The organism is Cellulomonas sp. SLBN-39 (assembly GCF_006715865.1).
Taxonomy (GTDB): Bacteria; Actinomycetota; Actinomycetes; order Actinomycetales; family Cellulomonadaceae; genus Cellulomonas.
Map to the genome: position 1 here is coordinate 869,102 of NZ_VFOA01000001.1, position 21,311 is coordinate 890,412.

At 75.5% G+C, this 21,311-nt stretch carries 20 protein-coding genes; 8 read left to right on the plus strand and 12 right to left on the minus strand.

The window, feature by feature from the left end; genetic code table 11:
- Positions 1-23: 23 nt before the first annotated feature.
- Complete coding sequence (locus FBY24_RS03850; protein ID WP_140459582.1) at positions 24-521, plus strand: inorganic diphosphatase; 498 nt, start codon at positions 24-26, stop codon at positions 519-521.
- Between the two features lie 73 nt (positions 522-594).
- On the opposite strand, the gene FBY24_RS03855 is transcribed toward FBY24_RS03850, so the two are convergent.
- Positions 595-2,172, minus strand: coding sequence for an NlpC/P60 family protein (locus FBY24_RS03855; RefSeq protein ID WP_255432203.1), 1,578 nt, complete (start codon positions 2,170-2,172; stop codon positions 595-597).
- Positions 2,173-2,653: 481 nt separating this feature from the next.
- Here FBY24_RS03855 and FBY24_RS03860 point away from each other — a divergent pair, with 481 nt between their 5' ends.
- Both FBY24_RS03860 and FBY24_RS03865 read left to right on the plus strand, forming a co-directional pair.
- On the plus strand, positions 2,654-3,973 hold the full coding sequence (locus FBY24_RS03860; protein ID WP_142158229.1) for a bifunctional o-acetylhomoserine/o-acetylserine sulfhydrylase: 1,320 nt from the start codon (positions 2,654-2,656) through the stop codon (positions 3,971-3,973).
- Between the two features lie 46 nt (positions 3,974-4,019).
- Positions 4,020-5,321 (plus strand): homoserine O-acetyltransferase, encoded by a 1,302-nt coding sequence (locus FBY24_RS03865; protein WP_142158231.1) that lies wholly within the window; start codon positions 4,020-4,022, stop codon positions 5,319-5,321.
- A 70-nt stretch (positions 5,322-5,391) separates the two neighbouring features.
- Here the strand turns inward: FBY24_RS03865 and FBY24_RS03870 are convergent, their stop codons facing one another.
- The 3 genes from FBY24_RS03870 to FBY24_RS03880 all read right to left on the minus strand — a co-directional run bounded on the left by FBY24_RS03870 (position 5,392) and on the right by FBY24_RS03880 (position 7,194).
- Positions 5,392-5,856: a hypothetical protein gene (locus FBY24_RS03870; protein ID WP_142158233.1), complete on the minus strand. Its 465-nt coding sequence runs from the start codon at positions 5,854-5,856 to the stop codon at positions 5,392-5,394.
- A gap of 100 nt (positions 5,857-5,956) precedes the next feature.
- A complete protein-coding gene (locus FBY24_RS03875; RefSeq protein WP_142158235.1) occupies positions 5,957-6,508 on the minus strand; it encodes a hypothetical protein in 552 nt (183 codons plus the stop codon).
- The gene (locus FBY24_RS03880; protein ID WP_142158237.1) at positions 6,505-7,194 is read right to left on the minus strand and encodes a hypothetical protein; all 690 of its coding nucleotides are present in this window, start codon (positions 7,192-7,194) and stop codon (positions 6,505-6,507) included. The genes FBY24_RS03875 and FBY24_RS03880 overlap by 4 nt, the downstream gene beginning before the upstream one ends.
- Before the next feature lie 60 nt (positions 7,195-7,254).
- Between FBY24_RS03880 and FBY24_RS03885 the strand changes: the two genes are divergently transcribed.
- Entirely contained in the window at positions 7,255-7,980 is a 726-nt protein-coding gene (locus tag FBY24_RS03885; RefSeq protein WP_142158239.1) for a maleylpyruvate isomerase N-terminal domain-containing protein, read from the plus strand.
- Between the two features lie 31 nt (positions 7,981-8,011).
- On the opposite strand, the gene FBY24_RS03890 is transcribed toward FBY24_RS03885, so the two are convergent.
- The gene (locus FBY24_RS03890; RefSeq protein ID WP_142158241.1) at positions 8,012-8,272 is read right to left on the minus strand and encodes a hypothetical protein; all 261 of its coding nucleotides are present in this window, start codon (positions 8,270-8,272) and stop codon (positions 8,012-8,014) included.
- Between the two features lie 53 nt (positions 8,273-8,325).
- Between FBY24_RS03890 and FBY24_RS03895 the strand changes: the two genes are divergently transcribed.
- Positions 8,326-9,294 carry a zinc-binding dehydrogenase gene (locus tag FBY24_RS03895; protein WP_142158243.1) on the plus strand — a complete coding sequence of 323 codons (969 nt, stop codon included), beginning with the start codon at positions 8,326-8,328 and terminating at the stop codon, positions 9,292-9,294.
- 48 nt (positions 9,295-9,342) lie between these two features.
- Positions 9,343-10,347, plus strand: a complete 1,005-nt coding sequence (locus FBY24_RS03900; RefSeq protein WP_255432204.1) for an alpha/beta hydrolase — start codon at positions 9,343-9,345, stop codon at positions 10,345-10,347.
- A 55-nt stretch (positions 10,348-10,402) separates the two neighbouring features.
- Here FBY24_RS03900 and FBY24_RS19355 read toward each other — a convergent pair whose 3' ends face one another.
- The 3 genes from FBY24_RS19355 to FBY24_RS03920 form a co-directional block, all read right to left on the minus strand.
- Positions 10,403-12,388, minus strand: a complete 1,986-nt coding sequence (locus tag FBY24_RS19355) for a hypothetical protein (protein WP_186343253.1) — start codon at positions 12,386-12,388, stop codon at positions 10,403-10,405.
- A 150-nt stretch (positions 12,389-12,538) separates the two neighbouring features.
- The gene (locus FBY24_RS03915) at positions 12,539-12,844 is read right to left on the minus strand and encodes an MTH1187 family thiamine-binding protein (protein WP_140459573.1); all 306 of its coding nucleotides are present in this window, start codon (positions 12,842-12,844) and stop codon (positions 12,539-12,541) included.
- Between the two features lie 40 nt (positions 12,845-12,884).
- Positions 12,885-14,504 (minus strand): MFS transporter, encoded by a 1,620-nt coding sequence (locus tag FBY24_RS03920; RefSeq protein WP_255432205.1) that lies wholly within the window; start codon positions 14,502-14,504, stop codon positions 12,885-12,887.
- 230 nt (positions 14,505-14,734) lie between these two features.
- Between FBY24_RS03920 and FBY24_RS03925 the strand changes: the two genes are divergently transcribed.
- Positions 14,735-15,250, plus strand: a complete 516-nt coding sequence (locus tag FBY24_RS03925; protein ID WP_142158245.1) for a TetR/AcrR family transcriptional regulator — start codon at positions 14,735-14,737, stop codon at positions 15,248-15,250.
- 42 nt (positions 15,251-15,292) lie between these two features.
- On the opposite strand, the gene FBY24_RS03930 is transcribed toward FBY24_RS03925, so the two are convergent.
- Positions 15,293-16,606 (minus strand): hypothetical protein, encoded by a 1,314-nt coding sequence (locus tag FBY24_RS03930; RefSeq protein WP_255432206.1) that lies wholly within the window; start codon positions 16,604-16,606, stop codon positions 15,293-15,295.
- Positions 16,607-16,793: 187 nt separating this feature from the next.
- A complete protein-coding gene (locus FBY24_RS03935) occupies positions 16,794-17,210 on the minus strand; it encodes a hypothetical protein (protein WP_142158247.1) in 417 nt (138 codons plus the stop codon).
- A 129-nt stretch (positions 17,211-17,339) separates the two neighbouring features.
- Between FBY24_RS03935 and FBY24_RS03940 the strand changes: the two genes are divergently transcribed.
- Positions 17,340-17,669: a hypothetical protein gene (locus FBY24_RS03940; RefSeq protein ID WP_142158249.1), complete on the plus strand. Its 330-nt coding sequence runs from the start codon at positions 17,340-17,342 to the stop codon at positions 17,667-17,669.
- A gap of 178 nt (positions 17,670-17,847) precedes the next feature.
- Here the strand turns inward: FBY24_RS03940 and FBY24_RS03945 are convergent, their stop codons facing one another.
- Complete coding sequence (locus FBY24_RS03945) at positions 17,848-18,288, minus strand: hypothetical protein (RefSeq protein WP_142158251.1); 441 nt, start codon at positions 18,286-18,288, stop codon at positions 17,848-17,850.
- Complete coding sequence (locus tag FBY24_RS03950) at positions 18,285-21,260, minus strand: FAD-binding and (Fe-S)-binding domain-containing protein (protein WP_142158253.1); 2,976 nt, start codon at positions 21,258-21,260, stop codon at positions 18,285-18,287. The genes FBY24_RS03945 and FBY24_RS03950 overlap by 4 nt, the downstream gene beginning before the upstream one ends.
- Positions 21,261-21,311: the final 51 nt, after the last annotated feature.

Genomic DNA, 21,311 nt, shown 5'->3' on the forward strand with positions numbered 1-21,311 from the left:
GCGCGGGACGTAGGAGGAGCAGCATGGAGTTCGACGTCACGATCGAGATCCCCAAGGGTCAGCGCAACAAGTACGAGGTGGACCACGCCACCGGGCGCATCCGCCTCGACCGGATGCTGTTCACGTCGACCCGCTACCCGGACGACTACGGGTTCATCGACGGGACTCTCGGCGAGGACGGCGACCCGCTGGACGCGCTCGTGCTCCTGGAGGAGCCGACGTTCCCCGGGTGCCTGATCCGCTGCCGCGCGCTCGGCATGTTCCGCATGCGCGACGAGGCCGGCGGCGACGACAAGGTCCTGTGCGTCCCGACGGGCGACCAGCGCGCCGCGTGGCGCCAGGACATCGACGACGTGTCGGACTTCCACCGGCTGGAGATCCAGCACTTCTTCGAGGTCTACAAGGACCTCGAGCCGGGCAAGTCCGTCGAGGGCGCCCACTGGGTGGGTCGCGCCGAGGCGGAGGCCGAGATCGAGCGGTCCCGCCAGCGCGCGATCGACTCCGGGTACTACGCGCACTGAGCACCTGCGACGACGCCCGCCGACGCCCTGCGCGCGGCGGGCGTCGTCGTGCGTGACGACTGGTGGCCCGCCGTCAGGGACGGCCGGCGTAGGGCATCGTCCCGGACCAGCGCATGGGCACCACGCGCAGGGGGACGCCCGGCCGTGACGCCTCGACGATCTGCCCGCCGCCGGCCCACATGGCCACGTGGTAGATCGTGCTCGGGTCGTTCGGGTTCGACGCCCAGAACACCAGGTCGCCGGGGCGCAGCTGGTCGTAGGAGATCTTCAGGACGCCCTTGTACTGGTCGCGCGACGTGCGGTTGATGCCGACGCCGGCGTTGCGCCAGGCCGTCATCGTCAGGCCGGAGCAGTCGTACCCGGACGGGCCGGTGCCGCCCCAGACGTAGGGAAGGCCGACCTGCGTACGCGCCCAGGCGACGGCTGCGGCACCCGCGGACGCGGACCCCCGCGACGAGCCCGTGCCCAGGCCGTAGGCACCGCCGGAGGACGAGCCGCCGCCGGACGACCCACCGGACGACGAGCCACCGCCGGACGACCCACCGGACGAGGACCCACCGCCGGACGACCCACCGGACGAGGACCCACCACCGGACGACCCACCCGAGGAACCGCCGGACGAGCCACCGCTGCTCCCGCCGGACGACGACCCGCCCGAGGAACCGCCGGACGACGAGCCTCCCGAGGACGAGCCGCCGCCGCCGGCCGAGGAGCCGCCGCCCGAGGACGACCCGCCGGAGGACCCACCCGTCGAGCCGCCGGACGACGACCCGCCGCCCGAGCCGCCGGACGAGGGGGCCGGCGCCGCGGGCTCGAGCCGGTCGGCGCGCGCGGCGGCGTCGGCGCGGGCGCGACGGTCCGCGTCGAGGGCGTCCTGGCGGGCGCGCTCCACCTCGGCGCTGGTCTGCCGCGCGGCGGCGAGCGCCACGATGAGGGAGTCGCGCTCGGCCTGGCCGGCGCTGAGCTGGGCGTCGGCGTCGGTCTGCGCCTGCTCGGCCGCGTCGAGCGCGTCCTGCGCGGCGGCCTCGGCCGCCTCGGCGTCGGCCGCGGACCGGTCGGCGCGCTCGCGGAGGGTCGCGGCGACCATCTGGGCGGCGCGGTACTCCTGCACGGACCGGTCGGCCCGGTCGGTGGCCCGGTTGAGCGCGGTGGTCCGGCGCTGCACGTCGGCGAACCCGTCGGAGGACAGCACGGCCTCGATGGCCTCGACGGAGCCGCCGCTGCGGGCGAGCTGGCGGGCGACGGCGAGCAGCGCCTGACGGGCCTCCTCGGCGTCGGCGTCGGCGGCCTCCGCAGCCTCGGCGGCGGAGGTGGCGGCCGCGCGGGCGTCGTCGGCGTCGGCGACGGCCTGGGTGTAGGCCTCGCCGGCCTGCTGGACGCCGAGCTGCGCGGCCTCGCTGGCCACGGCGAGCTCGGCGAGGCGGACCTCCATGCCCGCGACGGACGAGGCGGCGTCCGCGACCGCGGCCCGGGCGTCGTCGACGTCGTCCTGGGAGGGCGCGGCCTGGGCGGCCGCGAGCGGCCCCGCACCGAGCGCGGCGGCGAGGGTGAGGGCGACGAGGGGCAGCGTCCGGCGCGGCTGCGCACCGCCGTCCGGGACCTCGTCCCGTGCGTCGCGCGACCGTCGTCCACCCCACCCGTTGCCCAGCACGTCTTGCACGCTACCTAGAGAGTTCCCACAAATGAACACCCGTCACACGCGTCTCACGAGTCACATGGTTGTGGTTCGGGACCAAACCGGACAGACCTCCTCGGCCATCCGGGTGACGCGCCCGACGGGGCCGCCGCGAGGGAGGACGCGCGGCCGCCGGACCCGTGCAGACGGAGGTCCGGGGCCGCCGCGACCGCACCGCGGGACGCCGGTCTCAGTGGGTGGGACACGTGTTCCGGGTCGTGGGAACGTCGACCTACCCTGACGGGCATGACCTGCCGAATGTGTCGCTGACCCAGCGCACCCTCGGCTGTGCCCGCGGGCCGGTCCGCCGTCCGGCGACCGGCCCCGCACGAGCCCCGGCTCGACAGTGCGCGCACCCCAGACCCCCCGCGGGGCGGGCGACGCCGCACGCTCCTCGGGTGACGTCCCCACCCGCAGCCCGACCGCCGCCCCGGCGCCACCGACGAGGAGCCACACCATGAGCAACGAGAGCTGGAGCTTCGAGACCCGCCAGATCCACGCGGGCCAGACGCCCGACGCCGCCACCGGCGCGCGGGCCCTGCCGATCTACCAGACGACGTCGTACGTGTTCGACTCCGCGCAGCAGGCGGCGGACCGGTTCGCGCTCAAGGAGCTCGGACCCATCTACACGCGGATCAACAACCCCACCCAGGAGGTCGTCGAGAACCGCATCGCCGACCTCGAGGGCGGCGTCGGCGCGCTGCTGCTCGCGTCGGGCCAGGCCGCCGAGACCTACGCGATCCTCAACATCGCCGAGGCCGGCGACCACGTCGTGGCCTCCCCCAGCCTGTACGGCGGCACGTACAACCTGCTGCACTACACGCTGCCCAAGCTCGGCATCGAGACGACGTTCGTCACCGACCCGCACGACGCGCAGGCGTGGCGCGACGCGATCCGGCCCAACACCAAGCTGTTCTTCGCCGAGACCATCCCCAACCCGAAGTCCGACGTGCTCGACATCGAGCTCGTCGCCGGGGTCGCGCACGAGCACGGCGTCCCGCTGGTCGTCGACAACACCGTCGCCACGCCGTACCTGGTCAACCCGCTGCAGTGGGGTGCCGACGTCGTCGTGCACTCGGCGACCAAGTACCTCGGCGGGCACGGCTCCGCAGTCGGCGGCGTGATCGTCGACGGCGGCACGTTCGACTACGCCCAGCACCCGGAGCGCTTCCCGAACTACAACACCCCCGACCCGTCGTACAACGGGCTGGTCTTCGCCCGCGACCTGGGCGTCGGCGGCGCGTTCGGCGTGAACCTCGCGTTCATCCTCAAGGCCCGCGTGCAGCTGCTGCGCGACCTCGGTGCGGCCATCAGCCCGTTCAACGCGTTCCTCATCGCCCAGGGCATCGAGACCCTGTCGCTGCGCGTCGAGCGCCACGTCGCCAACGCCCAGAAGGTCGCCGAGTGGCTCGAGGCCCGCGAGGAGGTCCGGCACGTGCACTACGCCGGGCTCGCGTCCAGCCCGTGGCACGCCAACCAGCTCAAGTACGCCCCGCGGGGCGCCGGCGCCGTCCTGGCGTTCGAGATCGACGGCGGGGCCGCAGCCGGGCAGGCGTTCGTGTCCGCGCTCGAGCTGCACTCCAACGTCGCGAACATCGGCGACGTCCGCTCGCTCGTCATCCACCCCGCGTCGACGACGCACAGCCAGCTCACGCCCGAGCAGCAGGCGCTCTCCGGCGTCACGCCCGGGCTCGTGCGCCTGGCCGTGGGCATCGAGCACGTCGACGACATCATCGCCGACCTGGAGGCCGGGTTCCGCGCCGCCAAGGGCGCCTGAGCGCACCGCGCACCCGCCCGACCGGCACGGACGAGAGGCACGACCCATGGAGCACCCCACCCGCCCGACGCCGCCCGAGCGCGGCGCCGGCCCCGCGGACGCGTCCGACGCGACCCGCCCGGCCGGCGCGCAGCCGCCGGCCGGGTGGGGTGCCACCCGGGCGCGCCGCCGCCCCGCGACCCTCGGCAGCCGCCGCCCCCTGCCGGAGCGGCCGCCCGTGCGCGCGTCCGCCGCGTGGCGCGACGGCGACCCCGTCGGCCGCCGGCAGTTCGCCGACCTCGGGCCGTTCGCGCTGGAGTCCGGGGGCCGGCTGCCCGCCGTGCGGCTGGCCTACGAGACGTGGGGCGAGCTCGACGAGGACGGGTCCAACGCCGTCCTCGTGCTGCACGCCCTCACCGGCGACTCCCACGTCACCGGCCCCGCCGGGCCCGGGCACCCCACGCCCGGCTGGTGGTCGTCGATGATCGGCCCCGGCGCCCCCATCGACACCGACCGCTGGTTCGTCGTCGCGCCCAACGTGCTCGGCGGCTGCCAGGGCTCCACCGGGCCCGCGTCGACCGCCCCCGACGGGCGCCCCTGGGGCAGCCGGTTCCCCCTGCTGACCGTGCGCGACCAGGTCGCCGCCGAGATCCGCCTCGCCGACCTGCTCGGCATCGACACGTGGGCGCTCGTCGTGGGCGCGTCCCTCGGCGGGCACCGCGTGCTGGAGTGGGCCGTCACCGCTCCCGAGCGCGTGGAGTCGCTCGTGGCCGTCGCCACCACGGCGCAGACGTCGGGCGACCAGATCGCCGGGTTCCACACCCAGCTCGCCGCGATCCGCGCCGACCCCCGCTACCGCGACGGCGACTACTACGACGCCCCCGACGGCGAGGGCCCGCACGTGGGCCTGGGCATCGCCCGGCAGATCGCGCACCAGACCTACCGCTCGGCCGCCGAGCTCGACCAGCGGTTCGGCCGCATCCCGCAGGGCGCCGAGGACCCGCTCGAGGGCGGCCGCTTCGCCGTGCAGTCCTACCTCGACCACCACGGCGACAAGCTCGCCCGCCGGTTCGACGCGAACACCTACGTGACGCTCACGCACACGATGATCACGCACGACCTCGGCCGCGACCGTGGCGGCGTCGAGGCCGCGCTCGCGCAGGTCAGCGCCCGGTCGCTGGTCGTCGCCGTCGACTCCGACCGGCTGTTCACCCCCGCCCAGTCCGAGCGCGTCGCCGCCGCGATCCCCCGCTCCGGGCCCGTGCGGTACGTGCGCTCCGAGTACGGCCACGACGGGTTCCTCGTCGAGGAGGACCAGGTCGGCACCCTCGTGCGCGACTTCCTCGCGGAGGACGTCCGCACCGTCTGACCGGAGCGCGCCCCGGCCCACCGTCACCGACCGGCCGGAGCACGCCGGCGCGTCGCACCGGGGTCGGCGCCTAGTACTCCTGGGGCGCCTCGTCGTCGACCGCCACCGTGACCGTGCCGATCCCGGCGTCGGCGACGGCCTGCGCGACCGCCTCCTGCACCCGCTCCAGCTCGCCGTCGCTCAGCGGCTCGCCGTCGAGGAAGACCGTCACCCGCAGGAGGTCCTGCCGGGGCTCCCACGCCGCACCCCCGGCGCGACCGAGGGCCTCGAGCGCACCGACCGCCGCGAGCTCCACCTCGGTGCGCTCCTCGCCGCTGACCTCGGCGGAGATCACGGCGTCCTGGGCCTCGGCCAGGCGCCCCGCGCTCGCGACGACGTCGTCCCGGCCGCCGGCCGCCCCCGTGCTCGCGCAGCCGCCGACCGCGAGCACGCCGACCACGAGCGCCGCGAGGAGCGCGCTCCGGGCCCGGCGCGTCGTCGGCCGGCCCGTCGTCTGACGTCCACCTACGACCCGACCGTCGTCGACCGCCCGCATCGCGCCCTCCCCGGCGTCACCTTCTGCGCCCACCGTAGCGACACCGAGCCGCCCGGGGACGAGATCCGTACGGTGCACCCGGACCCGCAGCCGAACCGCGTCAGGACCAGCCGGACACGAGGTCGGTGAACAGGCCGATGCCGACGGGGATGCGGTCGGCCACGGCGTGCCGGGTCAGGGCGACGAGCAGGAGCATCGGGCGGCCCGGCACCGCGCCCGGCCCGAACGTCATCGTGATCGTGTGACGGCCCACGCCGCGGGCGCGCACGTCCGCGACCACCCGTCCGTCGGCATCCGTCCACCGGCCGTCGCGCGTCCACACCCCCGCGGGGCGCCAGTGCACGGCCGTGCCCTCGACGTGCCCGCGCCGCGCGCGCCGCGTCAGCCGCGTGTCGGCCACCGCGAGCTCGGTGCCGCCGGCGTCCAGCAGCCGTACGCCGTCCCGCCACGACGTCTCGACGGTCCAGGGCCCGTCGGCCGTGAGCACCTGGTGCCCGTCCTCGCCGTCGACGATGCGCGCGACCGCCTCGCCGTCGATCACCACGTCGAGCTCGGTGGTCGCCCGCCACTGCGGTCCGACGACGACGACCTGGCCGGGCGCTCCCAGCGGGCCGATCGGGACGAGGGGTGCGGGCGCGGTCTCGGCGGTCACGCCCCGATGGTGGCAGCCCGCCCGCCCCTCCCGCTGCCCCCGTCCGGGTACGGCGTGCTCGCGCGGACCAGCCCGCCCACGAGCACGACGAGCAGCGCGACCACGAACGCCTCGACGTGGTGCGGCGGCGACGCCGAGAGCCCGTGGAGGTCGTCGAACCGCGCGAGGACAGACGCCGTGGCCAGCCACGGCAGCAGCGGGGCGGCATAGGCACCGAGCACCACGCACACCGCCACCACGTGCACGCGCCGGTCGTGCCCCGGGCGGAACGACGCGCCGCGGGCGACGGCGGCGAGCACCGGGCGCAGGGCCAGCGCGGCGACGAGCAGAGCGATGCCGCGCACCAGGAGGTCCGCCCGGGCCAGCACGCGCTCGACGGGGGTCGCACCCCGCGTGTGCAGCTCGGCGACGCCCAGCCCGAACCCGTACGGGTCCGCCGCAGGCAGGCCGCCGGTGGGCACCCCGCTCACCCAGACCCCGGAGGCGGGCCGCCCCTCCACCTCGAGCTGCAGCCAGGCACCCCGACCGTCCGAGGCGTGCAGGTGGACGGGGACGGCGACGTCGTCCTCCTGCAGCACGGCGACGCAGTGCGCCACGCCGACCAGCAGCGCCACCGCCCCTACGACGACGAGGAACGGGCCGAGGACCGCTGCCAGCCGGCGTGACCGAGGACCGAGCGACGTCATGGGACACCTCCGCGACGGACGCTAGCGCGACGCCCACCGGCCGCGGGGCAGGATGGCGGCATGCACGTCGACGTCACGACCGCCGCCACCGCCCTGCACGACCAGTGGGACCGTCTGCGGGAGTGGGTGGGGCAGGTCTCCGACCCCGACCTCGTGCCGGAGCCCTCGGTGCTGGACGGCTGGACCGTCGGGGAGCTGTGGGCGCACCTGGGCCGGGCCATGGACGCCCTGGCCGTGTGCACGCCGCTGCCGGCGGGGACGGTGCCGCTCTCGCTCGCCGAGTACCTGGGCACGTACGCGGACCGCGCCGCGGACATCGCGGAGACGACCCGGCGGCTCGCGGCCGAGCAGGCGGGCGACCCGGTCGGCGCGGTCGAGGCCCGGGCCGCCGCCGCCTTCGCGCGGCTCGACGAGCTGCGGGCCTCCGGCGACCCCGTCGTCCAGGCACGGCGCGGGCCGGTGCTGCTGTCGACGATGGTCGTCTCGCGCGTCCTCGAGCTCGTCGTGCACGGCGACGACCTCTACCGCTCGGTGCGGCGCGCCCGCGGTGCAGACCTCGTCGAGGACCCGGTGCTGCCCGCCGCGCTGGACCTCGTCGCCGACGCGCTGCTCACGATCGTGCGCCAGCGCGGTGGCTGGGACCTCGAGGTCGCCGACGCCCGCACGTGGGTGCGGCTCGCCGCGGGACGTACCCCGTACGACGTCGACGTGCTCGCGGTCGGTCTCGCGCCGCGCTGGACGTCCGAGGCCGTCCCCGACCTGGGCCGCATGCTCCCCCTGCTCTGACCCGCCCGCCGACGTCCGCACCTGCGACCGGTCAGCGAGGACCGGGTGCTTCGGGGCGGGGGCGGTGCCGCAGGAGCACGGCCCCGACGATCGCCAGGGCGCCGGCGGTCAGCCAGCCCGCGAGGGTGATGCCGACGAGGTCCTCGGGCACGGGGCACCCCGCGGAGGAGTCGTCGACCGTGCACTGCACCCAGGGCTGGAGGTACAGCAGGAACCCCAGCACCAGGCCGAGGGCCACCAGCACCCCGCCGACGGCGCGACGGGCACCGCTCGGCGCGGGGACCTCACTCACGGCTGCCGCTCCACGGCGCGAACGTAGCACCGGCTGCCGCTAGCGTGGCGGGCATGCTCGCCGCACGCGTGACCGCGTTCTCCGCCGACGACCCGTTGCAGGGGCTGGAGGTCGGGGACGCCCCGGCGCCCGACGCGGGTGCGCTGCCGGCGGGCTGGGAGGTCGTGGACGTGCGGGCCGCGTCGCTCAACCACCACGACCTGTGGTCGCTGCGGGGCGTGGGGCTGCGCGCCGAGCAGCTGCCGATGGTGCTGGGCACCGACGCCGCGGGCGTGACGGCCGACGGGCGCGAGGTGGTGGTGCACGCCGTCGTGGGCGGGCCGGACGCGCGCGGGGCCGCGGCGGACGAGCCGCGCACGCTGCTCTCGGAGAAGCACCCGGGCACGCTGGCCGAGCAGGTCGCGGTGCCGTCGTGGAACCTCGTCGACAAGCCCGCCGGGCTGTCCTGGGTGGACGCGGCGTGCGTGCCGACGGCGTTCCTCACCGCGTACCGGATGCTGTTCCGCTCCGGCGGGGCGCAGCCGGGCCAGCGGGTGCTGGTGCAGGGCGCGGGTGGGGGCCTCGCGACCGCGGCGGTCCAGATCGGTGCCGCGTCCGGGCTGGAGATGGTCGTGACCAGCCGCGACGCCGGGCGTCGCGAGCGGGCGCTGGCGCTGGGGGCCGCGCAGGCCGTGGAGCCGGGGGCGCGGGTGGGGCGCGTCGACGTCGTCCTGGACTCCGTGGGCCGGGCCACGTGGGAGCACTCCGTGCGCTCGGTGCGGCCGGGCGGGCGCATCGTCGTGGCGGGGCTGACGTCCGGCGACCCGACGCCGGCGTCGCTGACGCGCGTGTTCTTCCAGGAGATCATCGTCGTGGGCGCCACCATGGGCACCCGCGACGAGCTCGCGCAGGTGCTCGCGCTGCTCGCGCGCACCGGGGTGCGGCCCGTCGTCGACCAGGTGCTGCCGCTGGCGCGCGTCGGCGAGGGGCTCGCGCGGATGTGGCGGGGCGAGCAGTTCGGCAAGATCGTCCTCGAGGTCTGACGACCCGTCCGGACGGACGGCGCAGGCGACGCACGACGAGGAGGACCGGTGGAGCCGACGGCGGTGCCGGAGTGGTCCGCCGACGCCCTCACGACCGCGTCGTGGCAGCCCGACGTGCTGGGCCCCGGCTTCGAGGCGCGCCTGCTGCGGCTGGCCGACGACGACGAGGGGCCCGTGGTCGCGACCCTCGTGCGGTGCCTGCCGCCGGGCGCCGTGGGCGCCGCACGCGTCGTGCTGTACGTGCACGGGTGGTCCGACTACTTCTTCCAGACCGGCCTCGCCGAGTACTTCCGCGACCAGGGCGTCGCGTTCTACGCGCTGGACCTGCGCAAGTACGGGCGGTCGCTGCGCCCGCACCAGACGCCCGGCTACGTCGACGACCTGCGCACCTACGACGAGGAGATCGGCGCCGCCCTGGCCCGGGTGCGCGCCGAGCACGGCCCGCACGCGCGGGTGCTGCTCATGGGTCACTCCACCGGCGGCCTGGTGCTCAGCCTGTGGGCCGAGCGCAACCCGGGGCAGTCGTGCGGGCTGGTGCTCAACAGCCCGTGGCTGGAGCTGCAGGGGTCGTCGGTGATGCGGCACGTCAGCGGCCCGGCGATCAGCCGCATCGCGCGGTTCCAGCCCAAGGCGCCGCTGCCGAACATCGACCCCGGCTACTACTCGCGCACCATCGACGTCTCCACCGGCGGCGAGTGGACCGTCGACGCCCGGTGGCGGCCGACCCCGTCGTTCCCCGTGCGGGCCGGGTGGCTGCGCGCCGTCATGGTGGGGCACGCGACCGTCGCCCGCGGGCTGACCCTCGACGTGCCGGTGCTGGTGGCGCTCTCCGCGCGCACGCTCATCAGCGCCCGCTGGCACGAGGACATGCGTGCCGCCGACGTGGTGCTCGACACCGAGGTGATCGCCCGACGGGCGGTGCAGGTCGGGCACGTGACGACCATCGTGCGGATCCCGCGGGGCATGCACGACCTGACGCTCTCGGAGCGCCCCGCGCGCGAGCGCTTCTACGCCGAGCTGACCCGCTGGCTCGTGGGGTACGGCTGGGCCTGACGCCGGTCGCGCCGAGGCCAGGGCCCGGTCCGGCGCGCGCGGTCAGGGTGGCCGGTCAGGGGTGGCCGGTGGCCTCGGCGAGGGTCGGACCGCCGTCGCCGAGCCGCCACGAGCGCCACCCGTCGACGAGACCCTCGGCCCCGGAGACCACCGCGGCCGCCGCGTCGGGGTCCGCGTGCACGGAGCCGTCCTCGAGCTCGATGAGGCCGTCGGTGCGCAGCATCGCCGTGAAGCGCTGGTTGCGGCGCTCACGCGCCCACACGAGCGTGGTCACGGCGCGGCGCCGCTTGGCGAGGGTCGCGAGCTCCGGGCGGGCCCAGCCCGGGTCGCCACCCGTGCCGGGCTCGTCGGCGGAGGGCAGGCCGGGCGAGCCGGACTCGATCCGCAGGGGCTCGTAGGGGGCGACCTCGTACGCCGACGGGTCGTAGGCCGGGCGCTCGTCGTACGACGAGGAGTACGCGGAGGCGCCGTACGAAGAGCCGGCGTCGAGCGCCGTCGGCTCGTACGAGGACGACGTGGAGGACGACGACAGCGTGTACGGCGTCGTGTCGTACGACGACGGGCCGGCGGAGGACGCGTCGTAGGACGTCGGCTCGTACGGCGTGGGCTCGTACGACGACAGCGCCGACGACAGCGGGTCGTACGACGAGGACGTGCCGGACGTGGAGCCGTAGGACGACGTGCGGTCGTCCGGCGACGTCCGGTCGTACGACGAGGAGCGGTCGGCCGCGGGACCGGCGGACCGGTTCTCGCCGTACGCGGACGTGCGGCGCTCGGGCTCGGGCCGCGGTGCCGGCTCGGCCGCGGGCGTCGACGAGCGCCGCTCGGGGACGTAGGCACGCGGGCCCTCGGGGCTCGCGTCGTCCGGCGGGTCGAGCGGTGCCATGACGTCGGTCGACGACGGGTCGGAACGACGACCGGTCGCCCGGCCCTCGCGCCGCACGGTCGGCTCCGCGGGCGCGCTCGCGCGCGACGTCGAGGCACGCGGGTCGGCGGGGCGGCCGTCCGCGGGGCGGGCGCCCTGCTCGATGGCCATGCGCAGCCCGGCGATGGGCGTCAGGGTCGGCGGGCCGGCGAAGGTGCTGGCCGGCGGGGGCGACTGGGTGTCGCGCGGCCACTCGGTGACGTCGGGCCGCCCGGGCCCGCCGGGACGCGGGGCCTCACCGGGGCCGGGGGTGTGCGGAACGTGCTCGGCCGGCGGCTCCGACGCCGTCGGGCCGGCCGTGCGGAACGGCAGGGGCGTGGGCTCCGTGGCGGTGCCGCGGCGGCCGATGGGGGTGGCGCCGGTCAGCGCCGAGCGCCGGGGCGGCGCGGACACGGACTTCAGCTCGCCCGTGAGGCGGCCCTCGACGATCGCGTTGGCCGACGTGCGCGGGCGCGACCGGTCCACGTCGAACGAGACGGCGTTGGCCCCGGCCTCGCTGGAGCGCACCAGCCGGAGGGCCGTCGGCTCGACCGTGCGGCGAGCGCCCTCGTGCAGCGCGAGCGCCGAGACCTCCAGCAGCCGCCGCTCGTCGCCGCGCACCACACCGACCTGCAGCACGTCGACCTGCCGGCCGTAGCCGCGCAGGAACCCCAGGCTGTCGGTCGCCTCGGCCGCGACCTCGGCGCACAGCAGCACCAGACGCACGCCGTCGCGGCTGTCGGCCTGCGCCCCGGTGTACGGCACGTGCTCGCGGAACGCCGCGTAGTCGACCGCGAACCGGCCGGGGTCGGCGTGGTAGGCGCGCGAGAGGTCCGTCGTCGTCATCCGCGACGCCGCACCCCCGTGCCGCAGGGCGGTGATGATCGCGTCGTCGTCGAGCACCTGAGCGACGTCCACGACGACCGTGCGGCCGCGGGCGTCGAGCGCGAGGATCTCGGGCAGGTCGGACCGGTCGGACGCGGTGCCGCGTGTGCGGACCACGAACAGCGGCTCACCGGCGATGGCGGCCAGGTGGTGCGTCAGCAGCGCGCTGACCTCCTGCGCGAACGACCCGGCGAGGGGCTGCATCGGCTGGACGAGGCGGGGACGACCGTCGTCGAGCTCGAAGATCGGCATGTCGCGTCGGAGCCTTCCTGAGCGGTCGGGGGCGCCGGCCGCTCCGTCGTCGCAGGGAGGCGCGGACCCGCGGTCGGGTGCGTGCAGGGCTAGGGTCCCACAGCAGCCGGAGCACGTCAGCCCGTCGAACAGGTGGACGTGCCGGCGGGGTCAGCCGGTGGCGTCCTGGGCGAGGATCGCCTCGACGCGGTCGACCTTGGCCTGCATCTCACCGGTGTGACCAGGGCGGATGTCGGCCTTGATGACCAGGCTGACCCGGTGCCCGTGCCGGCCGACGGCCTCGGTGGCGCGGCGCACGACGTCCATGACCTCGTCCCACTCACCCTCGAGGGTGGTGAACATGGAGTCGAGGCGGTGCGGCAGGCCGGAGTCGCGGACGACGCGCACGGCGTCGGCGACGGCCTCGGACACGGACTCGCCCGCACCGAGCGGGGCGACGGAGAAGGCGACGAGCATGACCCCACCCTCGCCCGCCGCGCCCGCCCGCGTCCAGGTGTCAGCGTGTCGGCTGCGCGCGCACCGCGTCGACGAGCTCGGGACGGGCCTCGTCGAGGACCGGCGCGGGTGCCACGGCGCGATCGGCACGGCGCAGGACCCGGCCGACCAGCAGCGCCACGCCGGCCAGCACGACCGCCGCCACCGCGGAGGTGACGCCGACACCGTGGCTGAACGCGTCCTGCGCGGCGGTGAGCACCTGCGCGCCGAGCGCGTCGGGCAGGCCGTCGGCGACCGCGACCGCGCCGCCGAGCGTCTGCCGGGCCACGTCGGCCTGCGCGGCGTCGAGGGTCCCGGGCAGCGTGAGGTCCGCGCGGTAGACGGCGGCGACGACGGACCCGAGCACGGCCACGCCGAGCGACGCGCCGAGCTCGTACGACGTCTCGGAGATGCCGGACGCCGCCCCGGCGCGCTCCGGCGGCACGGACGCGAGGATCGCGTCGTTGGTCAGCGTCTCGGCCAGGCCCACGCCGGCGCCGACGAGCGCGAACACCGCGACGATCCCGCCCACGCGGGCGTCGCCGGCCACGAGGGCGCCCAGCCCGTAGCCCGCGGCGGCCAGCAGCATGCCGACGGGCACGAGCAGGTGCCGGGGCACCACGCGCACGAGCCGCACGGCCACGAGCCCTGCGGTGATCGACGCGACCGCACCGGGCAGCAGGGCCGTGCCGGCGGCGCGCGGGGAGAGCCCGACGACGAGCTGGAGCACCTGCGAGACGACCAGCACCAGACCCGCGAGCGCGAACGAGGCGGTGAAGTTGGCGCCGACGGACGCGGCGAACACGGGCCGGCGGAACAGCTCGACGTCGAGCAGCGGCTCGGCGAGCCGCAGCTGGCGGCGCACGAACACCACGACGAGCGCGGCGCCGGTGGCGAGCGCGCCGAGGCCGAGGGCGCCGGGGCCGTGCCCGACGGTCGTCTTGATGCCGTAGACGAGCGGGAGCATGCCGACGACGGCGAGCACGACGCTGGGCACGTCGAGGCGCCCGGCGGCGGGGTTGCGGGACTCGGGCAGCAGGAACGGCGCGGCGACGAGCAGCACGACGAGCACCGGGACGTTGAGCAGGAAGATCGAGCCCCACCAGAAGTGCTCGAGCAGCCACCCGCCGACGACGGGACCGAGCACGGACCCGCCGGCGAACCCGGACGCCCAGATCGCGATGGCGAGGCGGCGCTGGTCGTCGTCGAGGAAGAGGTTGCGCAGCAGCGAGAGCGTGGACGGCATGAGGGTGGCGCCGAAGACGCCGAGCAGGGCGCGGGCGGCGACGAGCTGGCCCGCGTCGGTGGCGAAGGCCGCGAGGACGCTGACGAGCCCGAACCCGGCGGCGCCGACGAGCAGCAGGCGGCGCCGGCCGAGGCGGTCGCCGAGGACGCCCATGGTGACGAGCAGCCCGGCGAGCATGAGCGGGTAGACGTCGACGACCCACAGGAGCTGGTCGGCGGTGGGCGTCAGCGCGACGGAGATCTGCGGCAGCGCGAACGAGAGCACCGTGGTGTCGATGGAGACGAGCAGCACGGGCAGCATGAGGACGACGAGGCCGAGCCACTGGCGGGGTCCTGCGGTGGCGGGCACGGGGCGCCGCGACGCGGGTGTGCGGGGGGTGGGGAGGTGCGTGAGCACGGGGTGTACCTCGTCCTGGTCTCCCGCGTGACCGGGCGGGGTTCCGGGGGACGCAGCGCGCGGCGCGGGTCCCTTCCCGCGCGCCGGGCGGGGGTCGTGCGACCCACCACGGCTATACCGTCCGGTCGGTACAGTAGCAACGGGCGGCCGGTCCCGCCAGGGTGTCCTCCGTCACCGCCCGGCCCCGGGTCCGTCATGGGGCGCCGCCACGGTCACTACGCTGGTCGCCCATGGCCTCGACGCGCGACCGCATCCTCGACGCGCTCCAGGACGTCCTCCTCGAGTCCGGCCCCGCCGGCGCCACCCTCGACGGCGTCGCCCAGCGCGCCGGCGTCTCCAAGGGCGGGCTGCTGTACCACTTCCGCTCCAAGGACGACTTGTTCACCGGCCTGCTGGACCGCCTGAGCGCGGGCGCCGCCGCCGCGGACGCCGCCACTCCCCCGGAGCCCGAGGCCGCCGCCCGGTTCTTCCTCGAGGGCTCGCAGTCCGCCGACAGCCCCGAGGAGCGCACCCTGCTGGCCGCGCTGCGCCTGCTCGGCACCCACCCCCCGGCCCGCGCCCGCCTGGCCTCCTACCTCGACGACTGGGCCGCCGGTCTGCGCCGCACGATCGACGACCCCCTGGCGTCCCGCCTCGTCCAGCTCGTCGGCGACGGCCTCTTCCTGCACGCCCTCCTCGGCGCCGGCGACCCCGACCTCGACGCCCGCGTCATCGCACTCGTCCTGGCCCGCACCCGCCCCGAATGACGGAGCCTGGACAGGCGAGGGCCTGACGACACCCACGCGCTCCTACGGCACGGAAGCGGACTCAGCCTCAGGGATCTCCTCCGGTACCGGCTCCTCTGCGTCCTCGACGGACGGCACAGGGTCGTCCTGCGAGGACAACGCGGTCGAGACCAGCGCCGTCGGGACTCCGGCCGTGTCGCCAGCACCCGCCTCGGGCTCGGCACGCAGCTTGGGGGGCGCGGCGGACCACGCCTTCAGGTGCTGGAGGACGTCGACGTAGAACGCGTCGACCGTGCCGATCACGCTGTCGATGAAGGTCCCCCGTCCACGCCCGCGCTTGGACCCCATCGGTGCGGTGAGCGCGACCTGGAAGGAACGCAGCTCCTTCGTCGCGTCGGCGACGAGGAGCGCGGGATTCTCACGCACGTTGCGCAGCAGATCGGCGGCACCGGCTCCGCGCGCATGAGCGGCGTGAGCCTCGCACCTGATGGTCTCGGGGGCGTTCTTCAGCTGCCGCACGAGCCAGTTGACCCGCGTGGTCGGGCGGCCGTCGCGCGGGGCGTCCACGTCGACGTGGCAGGTGATGGTCCCCGCCCGCAGGTCGGCGGTCACGACGATGTCGCCGACGGTCGACGGGACGCGGATGGCACCGCTGAGCGTGCCCGTGTCGGCGAGCATGGCGACGAGCGCCTGGGTGCGCAGCGCGGGCTCCAGGACCTCCTTGCGTGCCAGCACGGGCGTGACCTCGGTCCCCAGCTGACGCCCCAGTGAGAGGCTCGTGAAGCGCAGCAGCGCGTCGAACCGTGCGGCGACCTCCGAGACGCCTTTGTCGCCGGCTCGGAGTGTGCCGGCGCGCACGGTGTCGCGGACGCTCACCCAGTGCTCACCCATGTCCTCGAACTCCATGGCACCGGAGCGCGGGTGCTCCAGGTACCGGATCAGCTCGCCGAGGATCCACGCCTGGTCCGGGTCGGCGACGCCGCGAAACTCCTTCTGCAGCACCGCTTCGGCCAGGATCTGGGTCCACGACAGGTGGTGCAGCGCGACCCGCCTGAGCTTGCGCTTGTCCACCTTCGTCGGGTGCTGACCGGCGACGGCAGGGATCTCGTTGGAGATCGTGAGGACCGCGTCGTAGCCCTGCTCGCGGGCGATGTCGAGGTAGTTCTCCAGCTGCTCGGTCGTCAACGCGTTGCTGCCGGTCTTCACCTCCACCAGCGCCGTCCAGGACTTCTGCCCACGGGCCACACGGATGAGCCCGTCGGGGCGCACCGTGCTGTCCCCGAACGGGAACGGCACCTCGATGTACGTCTGCACGGGCCCGGCCGGTGCGCCGTACGGCTTCGTCAACGCCCGCCCGAACTCCCGCACCGCCGACATCACCGCCAGCAGTGCGGACGTCGCCCGCCGCTCCTGCTCCTCCGCGCCGTTGATCCCGACGTCGGGATCAGACGTGCCTCATGCCAGCTCTCCTCAGCCATGACTCCCCCTTGACCAGCAAGTCTGCCGACACGAGAGCTGCCGGTGCGGGACCTCACGGGTGAATTGTGAGCAGGGAGTCGAGCGATCAGGCCGGGGCCAACGCGGTCGAGGTCGTGGCCCGCTGACCGGTAGCCACCCCCGACGAACGGGCTGCGGCGGCGAACCCGGCTGTCGCCAGCACGGCGGCGGCGGTCCACCCGCCGACGATCGCGCGAGCACGGCCGGTGCACTCGAGCCGGTCCTCGAGCGGGACGTCGGCCGTTGCCATCGTGGGGCCGTCGACCACGTCGTCCACGGCCATGGGAGCCATGCACTGGGTGCCCCGGACGACGACCGTCGCCGACGAGTACCACGCCGCCGCCAGCAGCGTGGCGGCGCACACCGCGGTCACGGCCAGCAGCCTGCGCGACGCGCGTCTGCGCGACACCAGGACGACGCCCACGACCAGCACCACGAGCGCCAGGACCAGGAACAGCACCGGGAGCAGCGCGATCGCTCTCACCGGGGACTCCGCGCGCGAATCACCTCGGCAACGTACAGGTGCGACCGCGGTGCCGTCGTCCTTGCCTCGAGCCGCATGTGGCTGCGACCGCCCGTACCCACGGACGAGACGCGGCCCTACGGTCGATGCGTGACCACCTCGTTCCCGCTCCTGCGTGATGCCCTGACGAACCTGGCACTGCCGCCGGAACGACAGCGGCAGGCGCTTGCCGGGACCGTCGTCCCGGACGAGCTCGCCCTCGATCTCGACAACGCTGTGCGCAGCCTCGACGACGCCATGGAGCGCGCCGGCATCCAGCTCGCGCCCGCGGTCGTGGCAGCCGTCGAGGAGCTCAACGACAGTCTTGCGGCGCCACCCGCGGATGACCTCTGGAACGACGTAGCCCTCGCCCAGCACCCTGCGTGGATCGCAGCCCGCCGGCGCGCCGCCGAACTCCTCGCGCAGATCCCTCCTGCATGACGAGGCCGCACACCGTGCCAGCAGTCTCCGAGGCCGACGCACGGCAGTTCCGGCGCTCAGGGCCTGGCAGTTTCGGAACTCGTGACCCGGCAGTCTCGGAACTCGGGTCGCTGTCCCGTCCCCTCGGCGTCCCTCGGCGGCTCCGCCACCGTCAGAGTCGACTGCTCCAGCCCTGCGCTCAGGCTCCGCGTCGCAGCAGGGCCCCGATCAGCGTGAGTCCTCCGAGCGGCACGACGGGGACCACGACGAACAGGCGCACCCAGACGGGCACGGCCGCGCACTCCTCGGTGAGGCATCCCCCCGCCACCACGCGCCAGAGCATCGCGATCCAGACGCCGACCAGCACCGCGGCGACGACCTTCGCGAGGGTGTCCCACCATCGTCTGCCCCGGGCGCGACGGGCCGCCACGACGTCGACGATCACCGCGACGTACGCCGCAGCGAGCAGGAGACCCTCGGCGGGGATCACCCAGGCCCACGTGCGCACGACCGCGCTGAGGAACATCAGCACGTAGTCCGCGACGGCGAGCAGCACCACGGCGGCGAACACCAGCCAGACGGATGCCCAGAGCCGCGCGCTCGCGACCGTCAGGCGGTGCACGCCGACGTCGGTGCTCACGCCATGGGCCCGGCCGTGTCCGCGCGGTGCAGGTGGGAGGCCAGGAGCTCGGCGAGGTGGACGCCCTGGACGCCGGCGAGCTGCTCGGCCTGGGTGCGGCAGGAGTAGCCGTCGGCCAGGTAGACGTCGCCGGGGGCGGCGTCGCGCAGGGCCGGCAGGAGGGCACCCTCGGCTACGGCCACGGAGACGTCGTAGTGGCCCTTCTCCATGCCGAAATTGCCGGCGAGCCCGCAGCAGCCCGCGAGCGCGGAGAACGTGGCGCCGGCGGCGGTGAGGAGCTGGCGGTCGGGGGTGAAGGTCATGACCGAGTGGTGGTGGCAGTGGGGCTGGACGACGGCGGTGACGTCGGACAGGTCGGGCAGCTGCCAGCGGTCGCCGGGGCCGATCGGGGCGGGGGCGGTGAGGAGCTCGGCGAGGGTGCGGGTCTCGCGGGCGACGGCGACGGCGCGGGGGTCGTCGGGCAGCAGGTCGAGCAGGTCGCTGCGCAGCACGGCGGTGCAGGAGGGCTCGAGGCCGACGATCGGGATGCCGTTGACGGCGAACGGGCCGAGGACCTCGAGCAGGTGGGTGAGCTGGTGGCGGGCGCCGTCGAGCTGGCCGGTGCTGATCCAGGTGAGACCGCAGCAGGCGTCGTGGTCGGGCACGAGGACGTCGTAGCCGGCGTCGCGGAGCACGGCGACGGCGGCGTGCGGGACGGTCGGGGCGAGCGTGTCGCTGAAGGAGTCGGTCCACAGCAGCACGGGCGGGCGGGCCTGCGTGCCGGTCGTGGCCGGGGTCCCGTCGGTGCCGGTGGTGGTGGCGGGCAGCTCGACGGTGGTGGCGTCGCGGGCGCCGACGACGCGCACGTCGCCGGAGCGGCGGCCGGTCTGGCGGGCCCAGGCGCGGAACGGCACGGGGGCGAACCGGACCATCTTGCGGCGGGTGTCCATGCCGCCGAGGGCGAGGACGGCCTTGGCGACGGGGCGGATGCCGAGCACGGTGTTGGCGAGGGCGGCGAGGCCGGGCACGCCAGTGACGAGGCGCGCCCAGCGGGGCAGCCACCCGAGGGCGTAGTGGTTCACGGGGCGCAGGCGGCCCTGGTAGGTGCGGTGCAGGACCTCGGACTTGTACTGGGCCATGTCGACGCCCGCGGGGCAGTCCGAGGAGCAGGCCTTGCAGCTCAGGCACAGGTCGAGGGCGTCGTGGACCTCGGGCGAGGACCAGCCGCGCGAGACGAGCGTGCCGTTGGCCATCTCCTGCAGCACGCGGGCGCGGCCGCGGGTGGAGTCCTTCTCGTCCTTGGTGGCCTGGTACGACGGGCACATGAACCCGCCGGTGGCGCGGGTGTCGGCGCGGCACTTGCCGACGCCGACGCAGCGGTGCACGGCCGTGGTCATGTCGCCGCCGTCGTGGCCGAACGAGAAGCCGGTCGACGCGAGCAGGGACCTCGCGGCGGGGCGGCGCAGGTCCGCGTCGAGGGGCGCGGGGCGCACGAGGACGCCGGGGTTGAGCAGGTCGCGCGGGTCGAACAGGTCCTTGACCGCGCCGAACAGGTCGATGGTGCGGGCGGAGTACATGACGGGCAGCAGCTCGGAGCGGGCGCGGCCGTCGCCGTGCTCGCCGGACAGGGAGCCGCCGTGCGAGGCGACCAGGCGGGCGGCGTCCTCCATGAACGCGCGCAGCGGGTCGCCGGAGCGCTCCATCGGCATGTCGATGCGCAGGTGCACGCACCCGTCGCCGAAGTGCCCGTACGCGAGGCCGTCGACGCGGTGGTCGGCCATGAGTGCCTCGAGCTCGCGCAGGTACCCGCCGAGGCGCGCGGGCGGCACGGCGGAGTCCTCGAACCCGGGCCACGCCTGCGCGCCGGACGGGGTGCGGCCGCCGAGCCCGGCGCCGTCCTCGCGGATCCGCCACATGGCTGCGGCCTGCGGCCCGGGCGGGAACACCCCGACGGCGTCGGTGCCGGCGTCGGCGGCGAGCGCGCGGGCCGTGGCGAGGGCGTCGTCGAGGGTCTCGCCCCCGACCTCGACCATCAGCCAGCCCGCCCCGGGCGGCAGGTCCGGCACGGCGGACGCGCCCTTGACGCGGCGGACCACGTCGACGAGCCGGGCGTCCATGCCCTCGATGGCCAGGGGCCGGTGCGCGAGCAGCGCGGGCACCGCGTCGGCAGCCGCCGGCATGTCGGGGTAGCCCAGGACGACGAGCACGGGCGCCGCCGGCACGGGAACGAGCCGCACGGTCGCACCCAGCAGCGTGACGAGGGTGCCCTCGGTGCCGACGAGGGCCTTGGCCAGGTCGCTGCCGCCCTCGGGCGTCAGGTGCTCCAGGGAGTACCCGGACACCTGCCGGGTGAACCGGCCCAGCTCGGTGCGGATCACGTCGAGGTGCGAGCGCACGAGGGCGTCGAGGCCGGGCAGGACGTCGAGCGCACCCGCGCCGGCGCGGGCGGTGAACCGCCGCCCGGTGCCGTCGACGACGTCGAGGTCGACCACGTTGTCCGCGGTGCGCCCGAACGCGACGGCGCGCGGCCCGCACGCGTTGTTGCCGATCATGCCGCCGAGGGTCGCGCGCGCCTGCGTCGACGGGTCGGGCCCGAAGCGCAGCCCGTGCGGTGCCGCGGCGGCCTGCAGGTGGGACATGACGACGCCGGGCTCGACGCGGGCCGTGCGGGCCTCGGGGTCGATCTCCAGCACCCGGTTGACGTGCCGGGAGAAGTCGAGCACCACGCCCGGGCCCACCGCGTTGCCCGCCACGGACGTGCCGCCGCCGCGCGACGTCAGCGGCGTCCCGGTCTCCCGGGCGACCGCGAGCGCGGCCAGCACGTCGTCGGTGTCCCGCGGGAACACCACGACCTGCGGGACGACGCGGTAGTTGGACGCGTCGGTCGAGTACTCCGCGCGTCGGCGCGTGGAGTCGTCGACGTCCCCGCGCACGGCGTCGCGCAACGCGTGCACGACGTCCCGGACGTCGGTGGTCCCTGTCGTCACAGCCACGTGGGCAGTCTCGCACCACCGCCCTGGGACCCCGGCACCCCGTCCACGTGG